15 protein-coding genes, 1 tRNA gene and 1 pseudogene are annotated in these 16,526 nt (G+C 50.8%); 13 read left to right on the top strand and 4 right to left on the bottom strand.

Going from position 1 to position 16,526, the window contains the following annotated elements; genetic code table 11:
* Positions 1–39: 39 nt before the first annotated feature.
* Both JQ848_RS14300 and JQ848_RS14295 read right to left on the bottom strand, forming a co-directional pair.
* On the bottom strand, positions 40–252 hold the full coding sequence (locus JQ848_RS14300; protein WP_003179963.1) for a cold-shock protein: 213 nt from the start codon (positions 250–252) through the stop codon (positions 40–42).
* 292 nt (positions 253–544) lie between these two features.
* Positions 545–847, bottom strand: coding sequence for a hypothetical protein (locus tag JQ848_RS14295; protein ID WP_003442172.1), 303 nt, complete (start codon positions 845–847; stop codon positions 545–547).
* A 363-nt stretch (positions 848–1,210) separates the two neighbouring features.
* Between JQ848_RS14295 and thrS the strand changes: the two genes are divergently transcribed.
* The 9 genes from thrS to JQ848_RS14250 all read left to right on the top strand — a co-directional run bounded on the left by thrS (position 1,211) and on the right by JQ848_RS14250 (position 8,652).
* Positions 1,211–3,133 (top strand): threonine--tRNA ligase, encoded by a 1,923-nt coding sequence (gene thrS, locus JQ848_RS14290; RefSeq protein WP_010656382.1) that lies wholly within the window; start codon positions 1,211–1,213, stop codon positions 3,131–3,133.
* Positions 3,133–3,684, top strand: coding sequence for a translation initiation factor IF-3 (gene infC, locus JQ848_RS14285; RefSeq protein ID WP_171970586.1), 552 nt, complete (start codon positions 3,133–3,135; stop codon positions 3,682–3,684). Before thrS ends, infC begins: the two co-directional genes overlap by 1 nt.
* 59 nt (positions 3,685–3,743) lie before the next feature.
* Positions 3,744–3,938 (top strand): 50S ribosomal protein L35, encoded by a 195-nt coding sequence (rpmI, locus tag JQ848_RS14280; RefSeq protein ID WP_003442181.1) that lies wholly within the window; start codon positions 3,744–3,746, stop codon positions 3,936–3,938.
* 28 nt (positions 3,939–3,966) lie between these two features.
* Positions 3,967–4,323, top strand: a complete 357-nt coding sequence (gene rplT / locus JQ848_RS14275) for a 50S ribosomal protein L20 (RefSeq protein ID WP_003442184.1) — start codon at positions 3,967–3,969, stop codon at positions 4,321–4,323.
* 109 nt (positions 4,324–4,432) lie between these two features.
* Positions 4,433–5,449 (top strand): phenylalanine--tRNA ligase subunit alpha, encoded by a 1,017-nt coding sequence (pheS, locus tag JQ848_RS14270; protein ID WP_003442187.1) that lies wholly within the window; start codon positions 4,433–4,435, stop codon positions 5,447–5,449.
* 26 nt (positions 5,450–5,475) lie between these two features.
* Positions 5,476–7,854, top strand: a complete 2,379-nt coding sequence (gene pheT / locus JQ848_RS14265; RefSeq protein ID WP_003442190.1) for a phenylalanine--tRNA ligase subunit beta — start codon at positions 5,476–5,478, stop codon at positions 7,852–7,854.
* 3 nt (positions 7,855–7,857) lie between these two features.
* Positions 7,858–8,160, top strand: a complete 303-nt coding sequence (gene ihfA, locus JQ848_RS14260; RefSeq protein WP_002553164.1) for an integration host factor subunit alpha — start codon at positions 7,858–7,860, stop codon at positions 8,158–8,160.
* Positions 8,141–8,497 (top strand): MerR family transcriptional regulator, encoded by a 357-nt coding sequence (locus JQ848_RS14255; protein ID WP_003442193.1) that lies wholly within the window; start codon positions 8,141–8,143, stop codon positions 8,495–8,497. Before ihfA ends, JQ848_RS14255 begins: the two co-directional genes overlap by 20 nt.
* A gap of 78 nt (positions 8,498–8,575) precedes the next feature.
* A tRNA-Pro gene (locus tag JQ848_RS14250) sits at positions 8,576–8,652 on the top strand.
* An 87-nt stretch (positions 8,653–8,739) separates the two neighbouring features.
* Here the strand turns inward: JQ848_RS14250 and JQ848_RS14245 are convergent.
* A pseudogene (locus tag JQ848_RS14245) lies at positions 8,740–9,140 on the bottom strand (site-specific integrase); the annotation flags it as partial.
* Positions 9,141–9,442: 302 nt separating this feature from the next.
* Here JQ848_RS14245 and JQ848_RS14240 point away from each other — a divergent pair.
* The 4 genes from JQ848_RS14240 to JQ848_RS14225 all read left to right on the top strand — a co-directional run bounded on the left by JQ848_RS14240 (position 9,443) and on the right by JQ848_RS14225 (position 15,319).
* Positions 9,443–9,871: a LexA family protein gene (locus tag JQ848_RS14240; RefSeq protein ID WP_010657081.1), complete on the top strand. Its 429-nt coding sequence runs from the start codon at positions 9,443–9,445 to the stop codon at positions 9,869–9,871.
* On the top strand, positions 9,861–11,141 hold the full coding sequence (gene umuC / locus JQ848_RS14235) for a translesion error-prone DNA polymerase V subunit UmuC (RefSeq protein ID WP_202210875.1): 1,281 nt from the start codon (positions 9,861–9,863) through the stop codon (positions 11,139–11,141). Before JQ848_RS14240 ends, umuC begins: the two co-directional genes overlap by 11 nt.
* A 186-nt stretch (positions 11,142–11,327) precedes the next feature.
* Positions 11,328–12,164: a hypothetical protein gene (locus JQ848_RS14230; protein WP_202210874.1), complete on the top strand. Its 837-nt coding sequence runs from the start codon at positions 11,328–11,330 to the stop codon at positions 12,162–12,164.
* A 170-nt stretch (positions 12,165–12,334) separates the two neighbouring features.
* Entirely contained in the window at positions 12,335–15,319 is a 2,985-nt protein-coding gene (locus JQ848_RS14225; RefSeq protein ID WP_202210873.1) for an SIR2 family protein, read from the top strand.
* Here the strand turns inward: JQ848_RS14225 and JQ848_RS14220 are convergent.
* Positions 15,250–16,412, bottom strand: a protein-coding gene (locus JQ848_RS14220) for an IS3 family transposase (RefSeq protein ID WP_095019831.1) whose coding sequence is annotated in 2 segments (ribosomal slippage) — positions 15,250–16,157 and positions 16,157–16,412 — 1,164 coding nt in all. Because the reading frame shifts where the segments join, the coding sequence is not laid out codon by codon here. The two genes, JQ848_RS14225 and JQ848_RS14220, sit on opposite strands and share 70 nt — an antisense overlap.
* Positions 16,413–16,526 lie beyond the last annotated feature (114 nt).

The raw sequence follows: 16,526 nt of genomic DNA, 5'->3' as shown, positions 1-16,526 counted from the left end.
CCCCGTCACATGGACGGGGTTTTTTTGTTCGAAGGAGATTTACTCCGGACGAACCTGCGCAGCTTGCATACCCTTTTGGCCTTTCTCAGCCACGAAGGAAACAGTCTGGCCTTCTTTCAGGCTTTTGAAACCGTCGCTTTCGATAGCTTTGAAGTGTACGAACAGGTCGTCACCGCCACCTTGAGGAGTGATGAAGCCGAAGCCTTTTTCATCGTTGAACCATTTTACGGTGCCGGTTTGGCGATTAGACATGGTGTATCTCCAAGAAACTTATATTTTCAGTAGTACTGTGCTGCTCAGGCCAACTGGGCACACCGAGCTATCATAGTCGAAATGTGCGGTTTGGGAGCCCCCCTGAGTGGCAGTTTGCATCATTGTTAGCATTTGTCTGGCGCTTGAAATGCCTTAAGTCCCCGTTTTATGGGGGTTTCATGGCTAAAGCAGCTTCGAAAAAAAGCAGTAAAGGATGCATTTTTTTTAGCAAAAAGACGTTTTATGGTCGTTTTTGCTCTGCTCAAGGCTTAAATCAGCCCCTGAACAGGCTCTATTTTGTTGCCCGGCAGGCCTGAATAGCATCCAGAGCCTTGGTCCGCAGCTCTACGCTCGGCATTTTTGTCTTGCTCATCAACTCTTTGATCTCGGCAGTCGAAAACTTCTCGGAAATTTTTTCTGCACCGCATGCGCAATGTTGCTGGGCGGTTTTCTGATCGACACTTTGGCTGGCTGCTGCAGTGCAATCCTTCATGTATGCCTCTTTTGCACCGGCGGGCCAATTATCGGCCTGGGCACTGAGGGGTAAGAGGAATGCCAGTGGTGCAACGAGGGCAAGCAGGTGAGTCAAGCGCATGTGATTCTCCTTATAGGCGTTAAAGCTGTATTTGTTTCACTGAGTATCTGAGGGGATAGTGCAGCTCAAGTTCACCATTTTGCAAAAACCGCCTTATTGCTTTCAGTGAACAGCGGTGGAGAGGGCGGCGTTCATTCTTCTGTGCTAGCATGCCGCCCTTGGCGTTTTTCTGTTGTTGTGTGCTCCCGAGCCGCGAAGCAGAGCCATTAACCTATTTTATTTGAACTCCAGTCACTCTGGTTCGGTTTACGGTTGGCCGCAAGGCTCCTGCCACTGTGAGGCAGGCATACCTCCGAATCGCGTACTGGCTCATCCCAACCCACGTGACCTTTGGTAGGGGTCACCACTAGGAGAGGAGGCGCCATGCCAACTATTACTCTTCCCGACGGCAGTCAACGTACATTTGATCATCCAGTATCTGTAGCCGAAGTAGCTGCTTCGATTGGCGCAGGCCTGGCCAAGGCCACCGTAGCCGGCAAAGTCGACGGCAAGCTGGTTGATGCCTGTGATGTGATCGAAAATGACGCCACCTTGCAAATCATCACTCCCAAGGATGAAGAGGGGCTGGAGATCATTCGTCACTCTTGCGCTCACTTGGTGGGGCATGCAGTCAAGCAGCTGTATCCGACAGCCAAAATGGTAATCGGACCTGTTATCGACGAAGGTTTTTATTACGATATCGCCTATGAGCGTCCGTTTACTCCGGATGACATGGCCGCTATTGAAGCGCGTATGCAGCAATTGATCGAAAAAGACTACGACGTCATCAAGAAAGTGACGCCGCGTGCTGAAGTGATCGAGCTTTTTGCCCAGCGTGGTGAAGACTACAAGCTGCGCCTGATTGAAGACATGCCGAACGAGCAGGCCATGGGTCTGTACTTCCATGAAGAATACGTCGACATGTGCCGCGGACCTCACGTTCCGAATACGCGCTTCTTGAAGTCGTTCAAGCTCACCAAGCTGTCCGGTGCCTACTGGCGCGGCGATGCCAAAAACGAGCAATTGCAGCGTATCTATGGCACTGCATGGGCTGACAAGAAGCAGCTCGCAGCCTATGTCCTGCGTATTGAAGAAGCTGAAAAGCGTGATCACCGTAAAATCGGCAAGCGCCTGGGGTTGTTCCACACCCAGGAAGAAGCGCCGGGGATGGTGTTCTGGCACCCGAATGGCTGGACGCTTTACCAGGTACTTGAGCAGTACATGCGCAAGATTCAGCGCGAAAACGGCTATCTGGAGATTAAAACTCCTCAGGTAGTTGATCGCAGCTTGTGGGAAAAGTCCGGTCACTGGGCTAACTACGCTGAAAACATGTTCACCACCGAGTCGGAAAACCGCGATTACGCGATCAAGCCGATGAACTGTCCTTGTCACGTGCAGGTATTCAATCAGGGGCTGAAAAGCTACCGTGAATTGCCGCTGCGTCTGGCCGAATTTGGCGCATGCCACCGTAATGAGCCATCGGGCGCACTGCATGGCATCATGCGTGTTCGTGCGTTTACTCAGGACGACGCACACATTTTCTGTACTGAAGAGCAGATGCAGGCCGAGTCGGCAGCGTTCATCAAGCTGACACTCGATGTGTATGCAGATTTCGGTTTCAAGGACATTGAACTCAAGCTTTCGACCCGTCCTGAAAAGCGCGTTGGTTCTGATGAGTTGTGGGATCGCGCTGAAAGCGCCTTGGCTTCAGCCCTTGACAGTGCTGGCCTGGCGTACGATTTGCAGCCGGGTGAAGGTGCTTTCTACGGTCCCAAGATCGAATTTTCTCTGAAAGATTGTCTGGGTCGTGTCTGGCAATGTGGTACCTTACAGCTCGATTTCAACCTGCCGATCCGTCTTGGCGCAGAATATGTGTCCGAAGACAACAGTCGTAAGCATCCTGTTATGCTGCACCGCGCGATCCTTGGATCGTTCGAGCGCTTTGTCGGTATTTTGATCGAGCATTACGAAGGTGCCTTCCCTGCGTGGCTTGCGCCAACCCAGGCAGTGATCCTGAATATCACTGATAAACAGGCAGATTTTGCCCTCGAAGTTGAAAAAACTCTCAATCAGAGCGGATTTCGTGCCAAGTCTGACTTGAGAAATGAAAAGATCGGCTTTAAAATCCGTGAGCATACTTTGCTCAAGGTTCCTTACCTCTTGGTTATTGGAGATAGGGAAGTCGAGATGCAGACTGTCGCTGTGCGTACACGTGAAGGTGCTGACCTGGGCTCGATGCCCGTCGCGCAATTCGCTGAATTCCTCGCACAAGCGGTTTCCCGGCGTGGTCGCCATGATTCGGAGTAATTATTATTAAGCGTGAAATGAGACAAGATAAACGAGCTGCACCGAAGGCCCCGATCAACGAGAATATCTCGGCACGCGAGGTTCGGTTAATTGGGGCTGAAGGCGAGCAGCTTGGGATTGTGTCAATTGAAGACGCGCTTCTTAAAGCTGAAGAGGCCAAACTGGATTTGGTGGAAATTTCCGCTGATGCAGTACCCCCAGTTTGTAAGCTGATGGACTACGGCAAATCTATCTTCGAAAAGAAGAAACAGGTTGCCGCTGCAAAGAAAAACCAGAAACAGATCCAGGTTAAAGAAATCAAGTTTCGTCCAGGGACGGAGGAAGGGGATTACCAGGTAAAACTGCGCAACCTGGTACGTTTCCTGAGTGATGGGGACAGGGCCAAGGTATCGTTGAGATTCCGTGGTCGTGAGATGGCCCACCAGGAGCTGGGTATGGAACTGTTGAAGCGGGTTGAAGGTGACCTGCTTGAATACGGGACCGTCGAACAGCATCCTAAGATGGAAGGACGCCAGCTGATTATGGTCATCGCCCCGAAAAAGAAGAAGTAATCACTAGGGCACGGCAGGCCTTTTGATTATGTTTATCAACTGAATGCGGAGTACCGAACATGCCAAAGATGAAAACTAAGAGTGGTGCTGCTAAGCGGTTTCTGAAAACTGCTAACGGCATCAAGCACAAGCACGCTTTCAAGAGCCACATCCTGACCAAAATGTCGACTAAGCGTAAGCGTCAATTGCGCGGTAGCAGCTTGCTGCATCCGTCTGACGTGGCAAAAGTGAAGCGCATGCTGCGCCTTTGCTAATTTCGGTCAAGAATAGAGGAAGTAACTCATGGCTCGTGTAAAGCGTGGCGTTGTCGCCCGTAAACGTCACAAAAAAATTCTGAAACTGGCTAAAGGCTACTACGGCGCACGCTCACGCGTATTCCGTGTTGCCAAGCAAGCGGTAATCAAGGCAGGCCAATACGCCTACCGTGACCGTCGTCAGAAAAAACGTCAGTTCCGCGCTCTGTGGATCGCTCGTATCAACGCTGGTGCACGTATCAACGGTCTGTCCTACAGCCGTTTCATCGCCGGCCTGAAAAAAGCTTCCATCGAGATCGACCGTAAGGTTCTGTCTGATCTGGCAGTGAACGAAAAAGCGGCGTTTGCTGCGATTGTCGAGAAAGCTAAAGCCACCTTGGCTTAAGTACCCCCGACAGTTACCTGGGCTCACCTATGTGAGCCCAGGTGCTAAACGTCTTAAATAGGGGAAGAGCCTTCAAGCTCTTCCCCTATTTTGTATCTGGAGTCTGTACATGGAAAACCTGGATGCGCTGGTCTCTCAAGCACTAGAGGCTGTGCAAAGCGCTGAAGATATCAATGCCCTGGAGCAAATCCGGGTTCTATACCTTGGTAAAAAAGGTGAATTGACTCAGGTGATGAAGACCCTGGGGAATTTGCCGGCTGAAGAGCGGCCGCAGGTCGGCGCCCTGATCAACGTTGCCAAGGAGCGTGTCACAGAGGTTCTCAATGCGCGCAAGGCACTGTTTGAAGAGGCCGAACTGGTCGCCAAACTGTCTGCCGAATCCATTGATGTGACCCTGCCTGGCCGTGGTCAGACCTCCGGCGGTCTGCATCCGGTTACCCGGACTCTGGAGCGTATCGAGCAGTTCTTCACCCACATTGGCTATGGCATTGCCGAAGGCCCAGAGGTTGAAGACGACTATCACAACTTCGAGGCGCTCAACATCCCGGGCCATCACCCGGCGCGTTCGATGCATGACACTTTCTATTTCAATGCGAACATGCTGTTGCGCACCCATACCTCACCGGTACAGGTCCGCACCATGGAATCGCAGCAGCCGCCGATCCGCATTGTCTGCCCAGGCCGTGTGTACCGCAGCGACTCCGATATCACCCACTCGCCGATGTTCCATCAGGTAGAAGGCCTGCTGGTAGATCGCGATATCAATTTCGCCGACCTTAAAGGAACTATTGAAGAGTTTCTGCGAGTGTTCTTCGAAAAAGAACTGGCCGTCCGTTTCCGTCCGTCGTACTTCCCGTTCACTGAGCCATCCGCGGAAGTGGATATGGAATGCGTGATGTGCAGCGGCAAAGGTTGCCGGGTCTGCAAACAGACTGGCTGGCTGGAAGTTATGGGCTGCGGCATGGTTCATCCGAACGTGCTGCGTATGTCCGGGATTGACCCGGAAGAGTTCTCTGGCTTTGCCTTCGGCATGGGTGTAGAGCGTCTGGCCATGCTGCGTTACGGCGTGAACGACTTGCGTCTGTTCTTCGACAACGACTTGCGGTTCCTCGCGCAATTTCGCTAGTCGTAACGAATTCTTAGGAGAGCAGGATGAAATTCAGTGAACAATGGCTGCGTGGTTGGGTTAACCCGCAGGTAGGTCGCGATGAGCTGGTTGCTCGTCTGTCGATGGCCGGTCTTGAGGTCGATAGCGTTACGCCGGCCGCCGGTGTATTCAGTGGCGTTGTGGTCGGTGAGGTGCTCAGCACAGAGCAGCACCCGGATGCTGACAAGCTGCGTGTTTGCCAGGTCAGCAATGGCTCGGAGACTTTTCAGGTCGTATGCGGTGCGCCAAACGTGCGCCCGGGTCTGAAGATCCCGTTCGCCATGATCGGTGCCGAACTGCCAGGCGACTTCAAAATCAAAAAAGCCAAGCTGCGTGGCGTTGAGTCCAACGGCATGCTCTGCTCGCAAGCAGAGTTGCAAGTGGGTGAAGGCAATGATGGCTTGATGGAACTGCCGGCAGATGCACCGGTAGGCGAAGATATTCGCGTTTATCTGGATCTCGAAGATGCCAGCATTGAGGTCGACCTGACCCCTAACCGGGGTGACTGCTTGTCCCTGGCTGGTCTGGCCCGTGAAGTAGGTGCGTTGTATGCGGCCCCGGTTACACGTCCGGTAGTGGCGACCGTTGCGCCAGTGCATGACGAAGTGCGCTCTGTAGAAGTGCTTGCACCTGCAGCGTGCCCTCGTTACCTGGGGCGTGTGATTCGCAATGTCGACCTGTCGAAGCCTGCTCCGCTATGGATGGTTGAGCGTCTGCGTCGCGCTGATGTGCGTAGCATCGATGCCGCAGTCGACATCACCAACTACGTGATGCTTGAACTGGGCCAGCCGTTGCACGCTTTTGATCTCGCCGAGATCAACGGTGGCATTCGTGTGCGCATGGCTGAAGAGGGTGAGAAGCTGGTATTGCTTGATGGGCAGGAAGTCACTTTGCGTAGCGATACGCTGGTGATTGCTGACCATACCCGTGCGCTGGCCATTGCCGGTGTGATGGGCGGCGAGCACAGCGGCGTTTCTGCTTCGACCCGGGATGTGTTTCTCGAAAGTGCTTTCTTCGACCAGATTGCTGTGGCTGGCAAGGCCCGCTCTTATGGTCTGCACACTGACGCTTCGCATCGCTATGAGCGTGGTGTGGACTGGAAACTGGCCCGTGAAGCCATGGAGCGCGCTACTGGCCTGCTGCTGGAAATCACTGGCGGTGAAGCCGGTCCGATCATTGAGACCGTTAACGAACAGTATCTGCCGTCAATCGCGCCGATTACCTTGCGTGCTGCGCGTATCAGCCAGATGCTGGGTATGGAAATGGACTCCGCTGAAGTCGAGCGTCTGCTCAGTGGTTTGGGGCTGACAATTTCGGCTGATGGTGCAGGGCAGTGGCGTGTAGAGGTGCCTAGCCATCGCTTCGATATCAGCCTTGAAGTTGATCTGATCGAAGAACTGGCTCGTCTTTACGGTTACAACCGTCTGCCAGTGCGTTATCCGCAAGCCCGCCTGGCTCCGCAGGCCAAGGCTGAAGCACGTAGCGATTTGCCTGAATTGCGTCGTTTGCTGGTAGCTCGTGGTTATCAGGAAGCGATCACTTATAGCTTTATTGATCCGAAACAGTTCGAGCTGTTCAGCCCGGGTGTTGAGCCTCTGTTGTTGGCCAACCCTATTTCGAACGACATGGCTGCTATGCGTGCCTCTTTGTGGCCGGGCCTGGTCAAATCGTTGCAGCACAACCTGAATCGTCAGCAAGATCGCGTTCGCTTGTTTGAAAGCGGCCTGCGCTTTGTCGGTCAGCTGGAAGGTCTCAAGCAAGAGCCGATGCTGTCGGGTGTGGTTTGTGGCAGCCGTCTTCCTGAGGGTTGGGCGCAAGGGCGCGACGTAGTTGACTTCTTCGATGTCAAAGCGGATGTAGAAGCCGTGTTGGGTTTCGCGGGTGCTCTGGACTCGTTCACCTTCGTAGCGGGCAAGCACCCGGCATTGCACCCGGGGCAGACTGCACGTATCGAACGTGATGGTCGCGAAGTTGGCTATATCGGTGCCATCCACCCTGAGCTGTCAAAAAATCTGGGTCTTGATCGTCCAGTATTCGTTTTTGAGCTGGTGCTGGCTGAAGTAGCGTTGGGCAAAATGCCTAAATTCCAGGAGTTGTCGCGCTTTCCTGAAGTGCGTCGTGACTTGGCGCTGCTGGCTGATCGTGATGTTGCTGCCAGTGCAGTACTGGAAGTAATACGTGAAAATGCAGGTGAATGGCTCACAGACCTCAGGTTATTTGACGTCTACCAGGGTAAAGGCATTGATCCTCATAGAAAAAGCCTTGCAGTTGGCTTGACCTGGCAGCATCCATCGCGCACTCTTAATGACGATGAGGTGAACACCACGACACAAAACATCCTCACCTCGCTCGAAAAAAGGTTGAACGCCACGTTAAGGAAGTGACGTATGGGGGCTCTGACGAAAGCTGAAATGGCGGAACGTCTTTATGAAGAGCTGGGCCTGAATAAACGCGAAGCCAAAGAATTGGTCGAGCTGTTTTTCGAAGAAATCAGGCACGCTCTTGAAGACAATGAACAGGTCAAATTGTCAGGTTTTGGCAACTTTGATCTGCGTGACAAGCGACAGCGGCCTGGCCGCAATCCGAAAACGGGAGAAGAAATCCCGATCACGGCTCGCCGTGTGGTCACCTTTCGTCCAGGGCAGAAGTTGAAGGCCCGAGTAGAGGCTTATGCTGGAACCAAGTCATAACGACGAGCTCCCGCCGATTCCGGGCAAACGCTACTTCGCCATAGGCGAAGTCAGCGAGCTATGTGCGGTCAAGCCGCACGTGCTGCGCTACTGGGAGCAAGAGTTTCCTCAACTCAACCCTGTCAAACGTCGCGGAAACCGCCGGTATTATCAGCGACAGGATGTGCTGATGATCCGGCAAATTCGTGCACTGCTTTATGATCAAGGGTTCACCATCGGAGGCGCGCGGCTGCGACTTTCCGGGGATGAGGCCAAAGATGACACCACCCAATACAAACAATTGATCCGCCAGACGATCTCCGAACTGGAGGACGTTCTGCAGGTTCTTCGTAAATAAATCTGGCTTTAAAATACTTTCGTATTTCAAAAGCTTAAGGTATATTCCTCGACGTTCCATCAAGTTGTAACGCCTAGTCGGGGCGTAGCGCAGTCCGGTAGCGCACTAGCATGGGGTGCTAGGGGTCGAGTGTTCGAATCACTCCGTCCCGACCATATTCTGTAAGGGGATCAAGTATTTAGGTGCTTGATCCCCTTTCTCGTTTCTGGCCTGCGCAAAACTGGCGCAATATGGGCGCAAAACTATCCGGTGATTTCACTGATATTCAGGTCTGGAATCGCATCCGACCAGATCACATCGGCGTGGTCTTTCTGGTAGTTCTTGGTCATGGTCTCGCTGGCATGGCCCGCGATAGCCTGGCCATCTTTACCGGCTCTTTTGTACAGGTGCAGCGACAGCGCCCGCACTTCGTGAAAGCCCGGCATCTCCTCTTCTTTCCATTCCGCATAACAGCCAGCAAGTTCCCGCGCCTCTTTAAAAGAGCGCGTTAGAAAGCGATCCTCAACCTTCGTCCAGTGCTCTTTAGTCTGCGCCTGTTTCTGCAGCAGTCGTTGCGGCTTGCGATGAATCAGGAATGGGGAAGCGATATTGTCCTGGCAGCGGGTTATGAGGTCTGCAGCTCGTCAGTCACCTTGAAACGAATCCTACGCTGTGAAGAATACTGACGCGCGTGCCAGGAGCGACGTTGTAACGACCTATGGGCTGATTGTCGTACCCGCTCACGACGATCCGGTCAGGTGCCAACACCTCCAGATAATCAGAAATGCCCTGATGCTGTACAAATCGTCCGCACATGGTGGTGACCTCTCGCAAAGAGAACCTTCGCAGAGCGTAGCTCCAAGTGCTCGGGATGTTCCTCTCGTCGAAAATCCTTACAGACAAATTGACCAAAATCACGCGCCGCAGCTAACTGTATGTACATACAGTCAACTTAAGGCGTGCGTCATGAGCTTCACTTCTCTGGGTCCAATTGCTGAAGGAGGCATTCGCCTGCCTCTTGGTTCTTTCAAGGTCCCAGCCGGATTTCCGTCGCCAGCTGCAGACCATCTCGAGAAGGAAATCTCGTTAGACCAACTGCTGAATATCCGAGCTCCGAACGTTTACCTGGTATCTATTGATGGCGATAGCATGCAGGGCGCCGGGATCTATTCCGGGGATGTGGCCGTTGTCGACCGCTCACTTGAACCAGTCCACGGCGATGTGGTTGTCGCGCTGCTCAATAACGATCCGATCTGCAAACGTCTTTGCTTGCGAGAAAAGAGCGTCATTCTTCAGTCTGAAAACTCGAAATACCCCGACCGGCACGTGTTGGAAGGCGACGATCTTTCCATTTGGGGCGTGATCACTTACACAGTGCGCAGCCATGGCAATTAAGCCAGATCCAGTTTTCGCGCTCATCGATTGCAACAGCTTCTATGCCAGCTGTGAGCGTGTGTTTCGTCCTGATCTGGCCAAAGTGCCCATCGTGGTACTGAGCAACAATGACGGTTGCGTGATTGCTCGCAGCTATGACGCCAAGCCCCACGTGAAAATGGGGGAGCCGTACTTCCAGATAAAGCATCGCCTGGAGAAGTTGGGCATTGTGGCCTTCTCATCGAACTATGCGCTGTATGGCGACATGAGCGAGCGGGTCATGAGCTTGATCGAAGCGATGGTCCCGGCGGTGGAGGTCTACAGCATTGATGAGTCGTTCGCTGACCTGACCGGCATAGCTGATGTTTCATCCATGGGCCGGAAAATGCGCAGCCGCATATTTCAATGCACTGGTATCCCTGTCGGTGTAGGGATCGCTCATACCAAAACCCTGGCCAAGCTCGCCAACCATACAGCGAAGCGATTGCAGGCCCAAACCGGCGGGGTCGTAAACCTTTGCGGGGACTTCGAACGCGACTGGGTGCTGCGCAATACAGACGTGTCTGAGGTGTGGGGAGTAGGGCGGAAAATGACCGCTCACCTTGAAGCAATGGGTATTCGTACTGCCATGGACCTGGCCAAGGCTGACCCGTGGACGCTGCGTAAGAAATTCAGCATCGTTATTGAGAAGACTGCTCGCGAGCTGGCCGGAACGCCTTGTCTTGAACTGGACGAGCCGGATCCGCCAAAGCAGGAAATCTGTTGCAGCCGCATGTTCGGCAAACGACTGACTGAACTTGCACCCATAAAAGAGGCGGTGGCCACCTACATGATGCGCGCCTCGGAAAAGCTGCGCGCCCAGAAGTCATACTGCAAAAAGGTTCGGGTCAGTATACGCACCGGTATGTTCAATCCTGATGAGGCCAAATACGCCAAGGGAGTAGTGGTAACGCTTCCTTACCCCACTGACGATGTACGGCTGCTCACAAGGGCTGCAGTGGATGCTCTCGATCATGTATTTCAGCCCGGATTTAAGTACAGCAAGGCAGAGGTCTTGCTGCTGGACCTTCGGCAGCCTGGTGAATTTTCGGACGATCTGTTTGCAGTTAACCAGCCCGCAGAAGCATCCCGCGTGATGGCTGTACTTGATGAAATCAATGGTCGCTGGGGAAGGGGGACGCTACGTGCCGCAAGTGTGCCGAGCAATCCTGATTGGGGTATGAGGCGGGAGATGATAAGTCAGAGCTATACAACTCAGCTGCAGCAGCTTTGGCAGGTGTCTAGTAGGTAGGGTTCAGATTGATATGGTGGTGTTCGGGCAGCCTGACTTCGACCAGGAATATCCATTCGTTGAAGGCACGTAACTAGTGTAGGCTTCACCTTTTGGTTGTATAGGGTTATGGCGAAGCCATTGCATTACAGTTACGATTCTACGGTACTAACGTAATAAGCTCATAAATAACTCCTGGGATGACTTATGGAAAAGGAAATTGTACAGAGGGCAGTCAGTCGACTTGCCAATACGATGCGTATATACGGAGAGGAACATCTTCGTTACAAGGCATTGGTGGCGATTGACAAAGAAGAAGCCATCGAAAATTTGGATAGAGCATGGGAAGCGACGTTAGAAGCTTTTCACACGTTATACGATGTCTCTCGTAATGAGTTCGATTACTTTGCACAACCTGATACATCTTTACTGATTGCTTTGCGTAATGCCTTGCATCATCGAGATCACTCGTTGTTTTCCAGTTTGCTTCCTGAATTGTGGCTCTGCGAAGCCCCTGAACATTTAGAGGGTGCGGCATTTTTGCTGGTGGGTCATAAATCCGCAAGTGGCGAAAGATCACGCATGCATCATTTCGTAAAACTGGAAGATATATATTCGCGCCTAGACCCCAGCAAGAATTCGCTAGAACTTCTGGGGCTCGGTAAAAAATCTGATATCCAAAAGCGATTCAATCTCATTGAAGAAGGTCTTGGATTTAAAAAGGTATTGGCAGAGGCTCAGGCTGAGCGGTATCCAGGAAAACAAGTTTATCTAGATATCATGCCTGTTTTTATATCTGGTGTAGTTAAAGTTTTTAAGGCGCTCAAGTCCTTGGGAATAGAGTTTAAAGGATATGACGCAAAAACTTATGAAAAATGTTTCACGGAAGAGCTTGAAGTTGATCTCGCTTCCTTTGAGTTCAAAATACTCAGGATGAGTATGATACAGCTTTATCTTGGGCCGGCTCTGACAATTAATGAAGCTGCAATTACATATGATCGCAAGAAAGAATCTTGCGAAGAAGAGCCTGATCTTTTTTTCTGAGAGGGAGCCCTACATTGCATAGCGTTTTACTTGAGTCTGCCATGAGCTAACTGGGTTGCACTTAGATTCTGAGCATGTTTTAACGACAGCTTCAGGCCGGGAGCAGCAGGCTTAAGAGCTTTTAAAGGATACTCTTCAATCACATCCACTCTTCAGAGGAACTGACGAGCATGCGTTTTTTTGAAAATGGCCCAAATATTCCAGAGTCGCTGATTTCAGCTCGTGAAGAAGGGCGAGTGGTCTTTTTTTGTGGGGCTGGAGTATCTATTCCTGCTGGGTTTCCCAGCTTTTTGAAATTAACGCTGGATGTAATGAGAAGTCTGGGTGTGCCTAGACTATCCGAGAACCCTATATCCGCATATAGAAGTATGATTGAAACTGCGTGTAGCAAAGAGTGCCCAAAGGACTACGCGCTACCATTTTCTTTCGATCAGGCATTTTATTTGCTCCAGCAAGAATACGGGCAGCTGGCTGTTGAGCAGGAAGTAAGTTCGGCGCTTAGGGCTACAAAAAGTTCATTAACAGATAACCATAAAGTGATTTTGCGATTATCTAAGAATGCAAATCATAAGCCGCAAATTGTTACAACGAATTTTGATTTGCTATTTGAACAGGCTCAGAAAGGTGTTCGAACACATGTCCAGCCAGCATTGCCAGATCTTACATCTGGACTACCCCCAGAGGGAGTTATCTATCTACATGGTCGCCTGAATGGGAAAAGCAACTCGGTAAATAAGTCTGGGCTGATTATTAGCAGTGCTGATTTTGGTCGAGCGTATCTTGCTGACGGTTGGGCAAATCGCTTTATTAAGGAGCTTGCACAGCAATATGTGATAGTTCTTCTTGGTTATAGTGCCGAAGATCCTCCGGTGAGATATTTACTTGAAGGAATGCACTCAAAAAACGGAAGTGTTGCAGGATCTATCTACGCATTTGATCGTGGAGCCCAAGAGCGTGTGGACCAGAATTGGCGCCATAAGGGTGTTAACGGAATAGCATTTAATCAGTTTGATGATCTTTGGGGCTCTCTAGGCGCTTGGGCTGACTTCTCGGAGAGGCCAGATGTTTGGAAAGCAAATGCGATTGAATTGGCAGCTAAAAATCCTCGAACCCTCTCAGCTTTTCAGCGGGAGCAAGTAGCACACCTTGTTAGCTCGGCTTCAGGAGCTGAATCTTTCTATAACTCCGTGCCGACACCAAGCGCGGAATGGCTTTGCGTTTTTGATCCGTATGTAAGAAATGGGAAGCCTGAAACTGTCAGGATTTTTGAGGAGTCGCTTAGTTATGAATATAACCCCCAAGAATGCTACGGATTGGAAAGCGACCCATTAATCAATCTTGATAGTAAGGAGTCCCAATATTATGGCGTTGACTTTCTTTCTTTGCTGCCGAGTGATGGGGGCGGCAAAGCTAAACAAGGGCAGGGGTTAATTAGTGATATTACAGGAAGTCTTCCTGCACGAATGAAGTTTCTTGCTGCTTGGCTGACTAAAAATCTGGATGATCCTTGGGTGCTTTGGTGGGCTGCCGGAAAAACAGGGTTGAATGCTCACTTACTAAATGTTCTTGAGTATAAATTATGGGAAGTTGCTGATCAGCTACCTGATCAAGTGGTTCGTCATTGGTGTATATTAATTAATGAATACAATTTAAAATTGAATTTGGATATGGATGTTCAATGGTACAAGCTCAGAGGTAAAATAAGTAAGCTCGGATGGAACTCTTTGATACTGCGGTATTTGGAGCGGGTTATTCAGCCGCAATTAACGATTAAACGTCGTTTTGCACAGCCCCGCCAGATTGCAGAGGGTGAACTCGTCGTGACAGAAGTTGAGTTGGCCTTGATTTCTTTGCGCGAGGACGAAGTTGATGTGCCAGATAAAATTCTAGCTGAAGTTTTATTTGTTTGGCGAAATGCCATAATTAAAATGGTGCAGCTTGCTCCTGATCTACCTTATTTTCCAGCAGTAGACATATTTTGCGATGAGTTCACTCACCTAGACGAAGCTGCTAACGACTTTGTAAAGTATTACTCTAAGCTGTTTGCGCGGTTGGCGTTGGTCTGTCCGGAAAAAGCAAAAAAAGAATACGATAGTTGGCCTGAAGATGAACCTTTATTGTTTTCGTTGCTTAAAATATTTGCATTGCTTTGTCCAGGCTTGTTTAGCTCTGATGAGGTTTTCTTGAATGTACATAAAGCAAGCAGTGAAGAGTTTTGGAGTGAGTCTTATAGGCGAAAAATACTTGAGTTATTGGTAGTCAATTGGAGTGGTTTTTCAGAGTTGCAAAGGTTGGAAATTGAGCAGCTAATAATTAGCGGTCCTCCAGCTGGGCATGAAAATTCTATAAGGAAAAGTGAGCGCTATCGTATATTTTCTATTGTGGAGCTACTTGGTGGTCTTGACCAGCAAGGTGCGGTCTTATCAAAGAAATCCCTTGAGTTACTTGAGGCTTTTCGGCGAAGCGATAAGGGCAGCACAAGGATAGAAAGCGGAGCGTTCAGAAAAAGTATAGGTAAATCAGGATGGGTCACGATAGATAATAACGCTAATAGCCTTATTACGTGCTCAATGAATGAAATTACAACCATTGCTCAGTTGAAAATAGAGCGTGATTTCTCTATTTTTGTTGAGGAGCGACCTTTTTCTGGTTTGATCAAAGTGGCTCCTCTTAGAGCATTAAAAAGTTTAGTCCTTGATTCCAAAAAAGAAGTCTACCCTATAAGCCTTTGGCTGCAATTATTGACAGACTGGCCCAAGACATCTCTGCGCTTGACCATCCAGGTTGCCAGGCGATTAATGCTCCTTCCTATGGATAGCATTGCTAAGCTTTCATATGCATATTCGCAGTGGATGCTCGATAATTTTTTAATTATTTATGACTCGCTTCCTGATTTTGCTTTGTTTTTTTGGGATGAAACCATGGTTCGTTTCCAAGTTATTGGGGATGAAGCATTAAAAAGCTCAATTGTTTCTATACATAGAGGAGGAAAATTACTTTTCAATTCAACTCCTTTGCGTGATAGTGCTAGTAGCTCGCCTCTAGGAAAAATGACAGAAGCTCTCTTCGAAGTATACTGTAGTGGTCAACTCATCCCGGACACGGTTTTGAGTTTTTCTTCCGTTTTCGCTGGGGCCAATCCATCGTTAAATTGATGAGGTCGGATCCAGTTGTAGTGATGCATCAGGTACTGGCTAATATCTCTCTGAGCCTGGTGGCCGGTCATGTAGCCAGTGGTTGGTATCCACTCTGTTTTCAAGCTGCGAAAAACCCGCTCCATCGGCGCATTATCCCAGCAGTTTCCTCGGCGGCTCATACTCTGACGCATGCGATAACGCCACAGCCGCTGGCGAAAGTTGCGGCTGCCATATTGGGATCCCTGGTCTGAGTGAAATAGCAGGCCTTGCGGCTTGCCACGCTGCTCGTAAGCCACATCCAACGCCTTGATCACCAAGTCTGCATCCGGCTTTTCTGATAACGCCCAGCCCACCACTCGGCGAGCGTAAAGATCCATGACAACCGCAAGGTAGTGCCATTTCCCCTGTGCCCAGATGTAGGTGATGTCGCCGCACCAGACCTGGTTGGGCGCTTCGACATCAAATTCTCGGTTCAATATATTTGGGATATCCGGCCGCTCGACTGTGGCCTTTTTATAGGCGTGTGATCCTGGCTGCTTGCTGACCAACTCCAGCTCACGCATCAGCCTGCGTACCTTAAACCGTCCAATTTGCTCACCTTCTTCTTGCATCATCAACGTGATGCTTCGACTGCCGGGAGCACTTCGGCCCTGGGTGAACAACTCGCTCACTCGGCTACGCAGCCTGAGCCGCTCAACATCTGGTGTTCGCCGCCTTAGACGATGCGCGTAGTACCCCGAACGAGCGACCTCAAACGCCTCGCACAAGCAGTCAACAGGCTCATGGACGCTTAGCTGATTGATCAGCGCGTACGCTCGAGATCTTCCGACATCAAGAGCGCGGTAGCCTTTTTTAATATTGATTTCTCGCGCTCGAGGCGAGCAATCCGAGCTTCCAACTCCTGGATTTTTTGCTGCTCTGGTGTCAGGGCCTTGCTCTGGGGCGTGACGCCGGTGCGCTCTTGCTGAAGCTGGTCGACCCAGCGGCGCAGCGCCGACTCACCAACACTCAGTGAACGACTGGCTTCGATGAAGCTGTAGTTTTGCTTGAGCACGAGGTCGGCAGCCTCGCGTTTGAATTCAGCGGAAAAGGTACGGCGTTGTTTGGTCATCTGACACCTCGATCTGGCGAGCATTCTCGCCTAAAAGGGTGTCCGGTTTCATTAGACCACTACATACACTCGGCAAAATCCTAAGCCTGAAGATGGTCTGCCTGCTGAGTTTAA

It is taken from the genome of Pseudomonas paraversuta, from assembly GCF_904067025.1.
Lineage (GTDB): Bacteria > Pseudomonadota > Gammaproteobacteria > Pseudomonadales > Pseudomonadaceae > Aquipseudomonas > Aquipseudomonas paraversuta.
The sequence above is the reverse complement of the archived record's forward strand: the minus strand, read 5'-3'. Positions and strand labels throughout refer to the sequence as shown.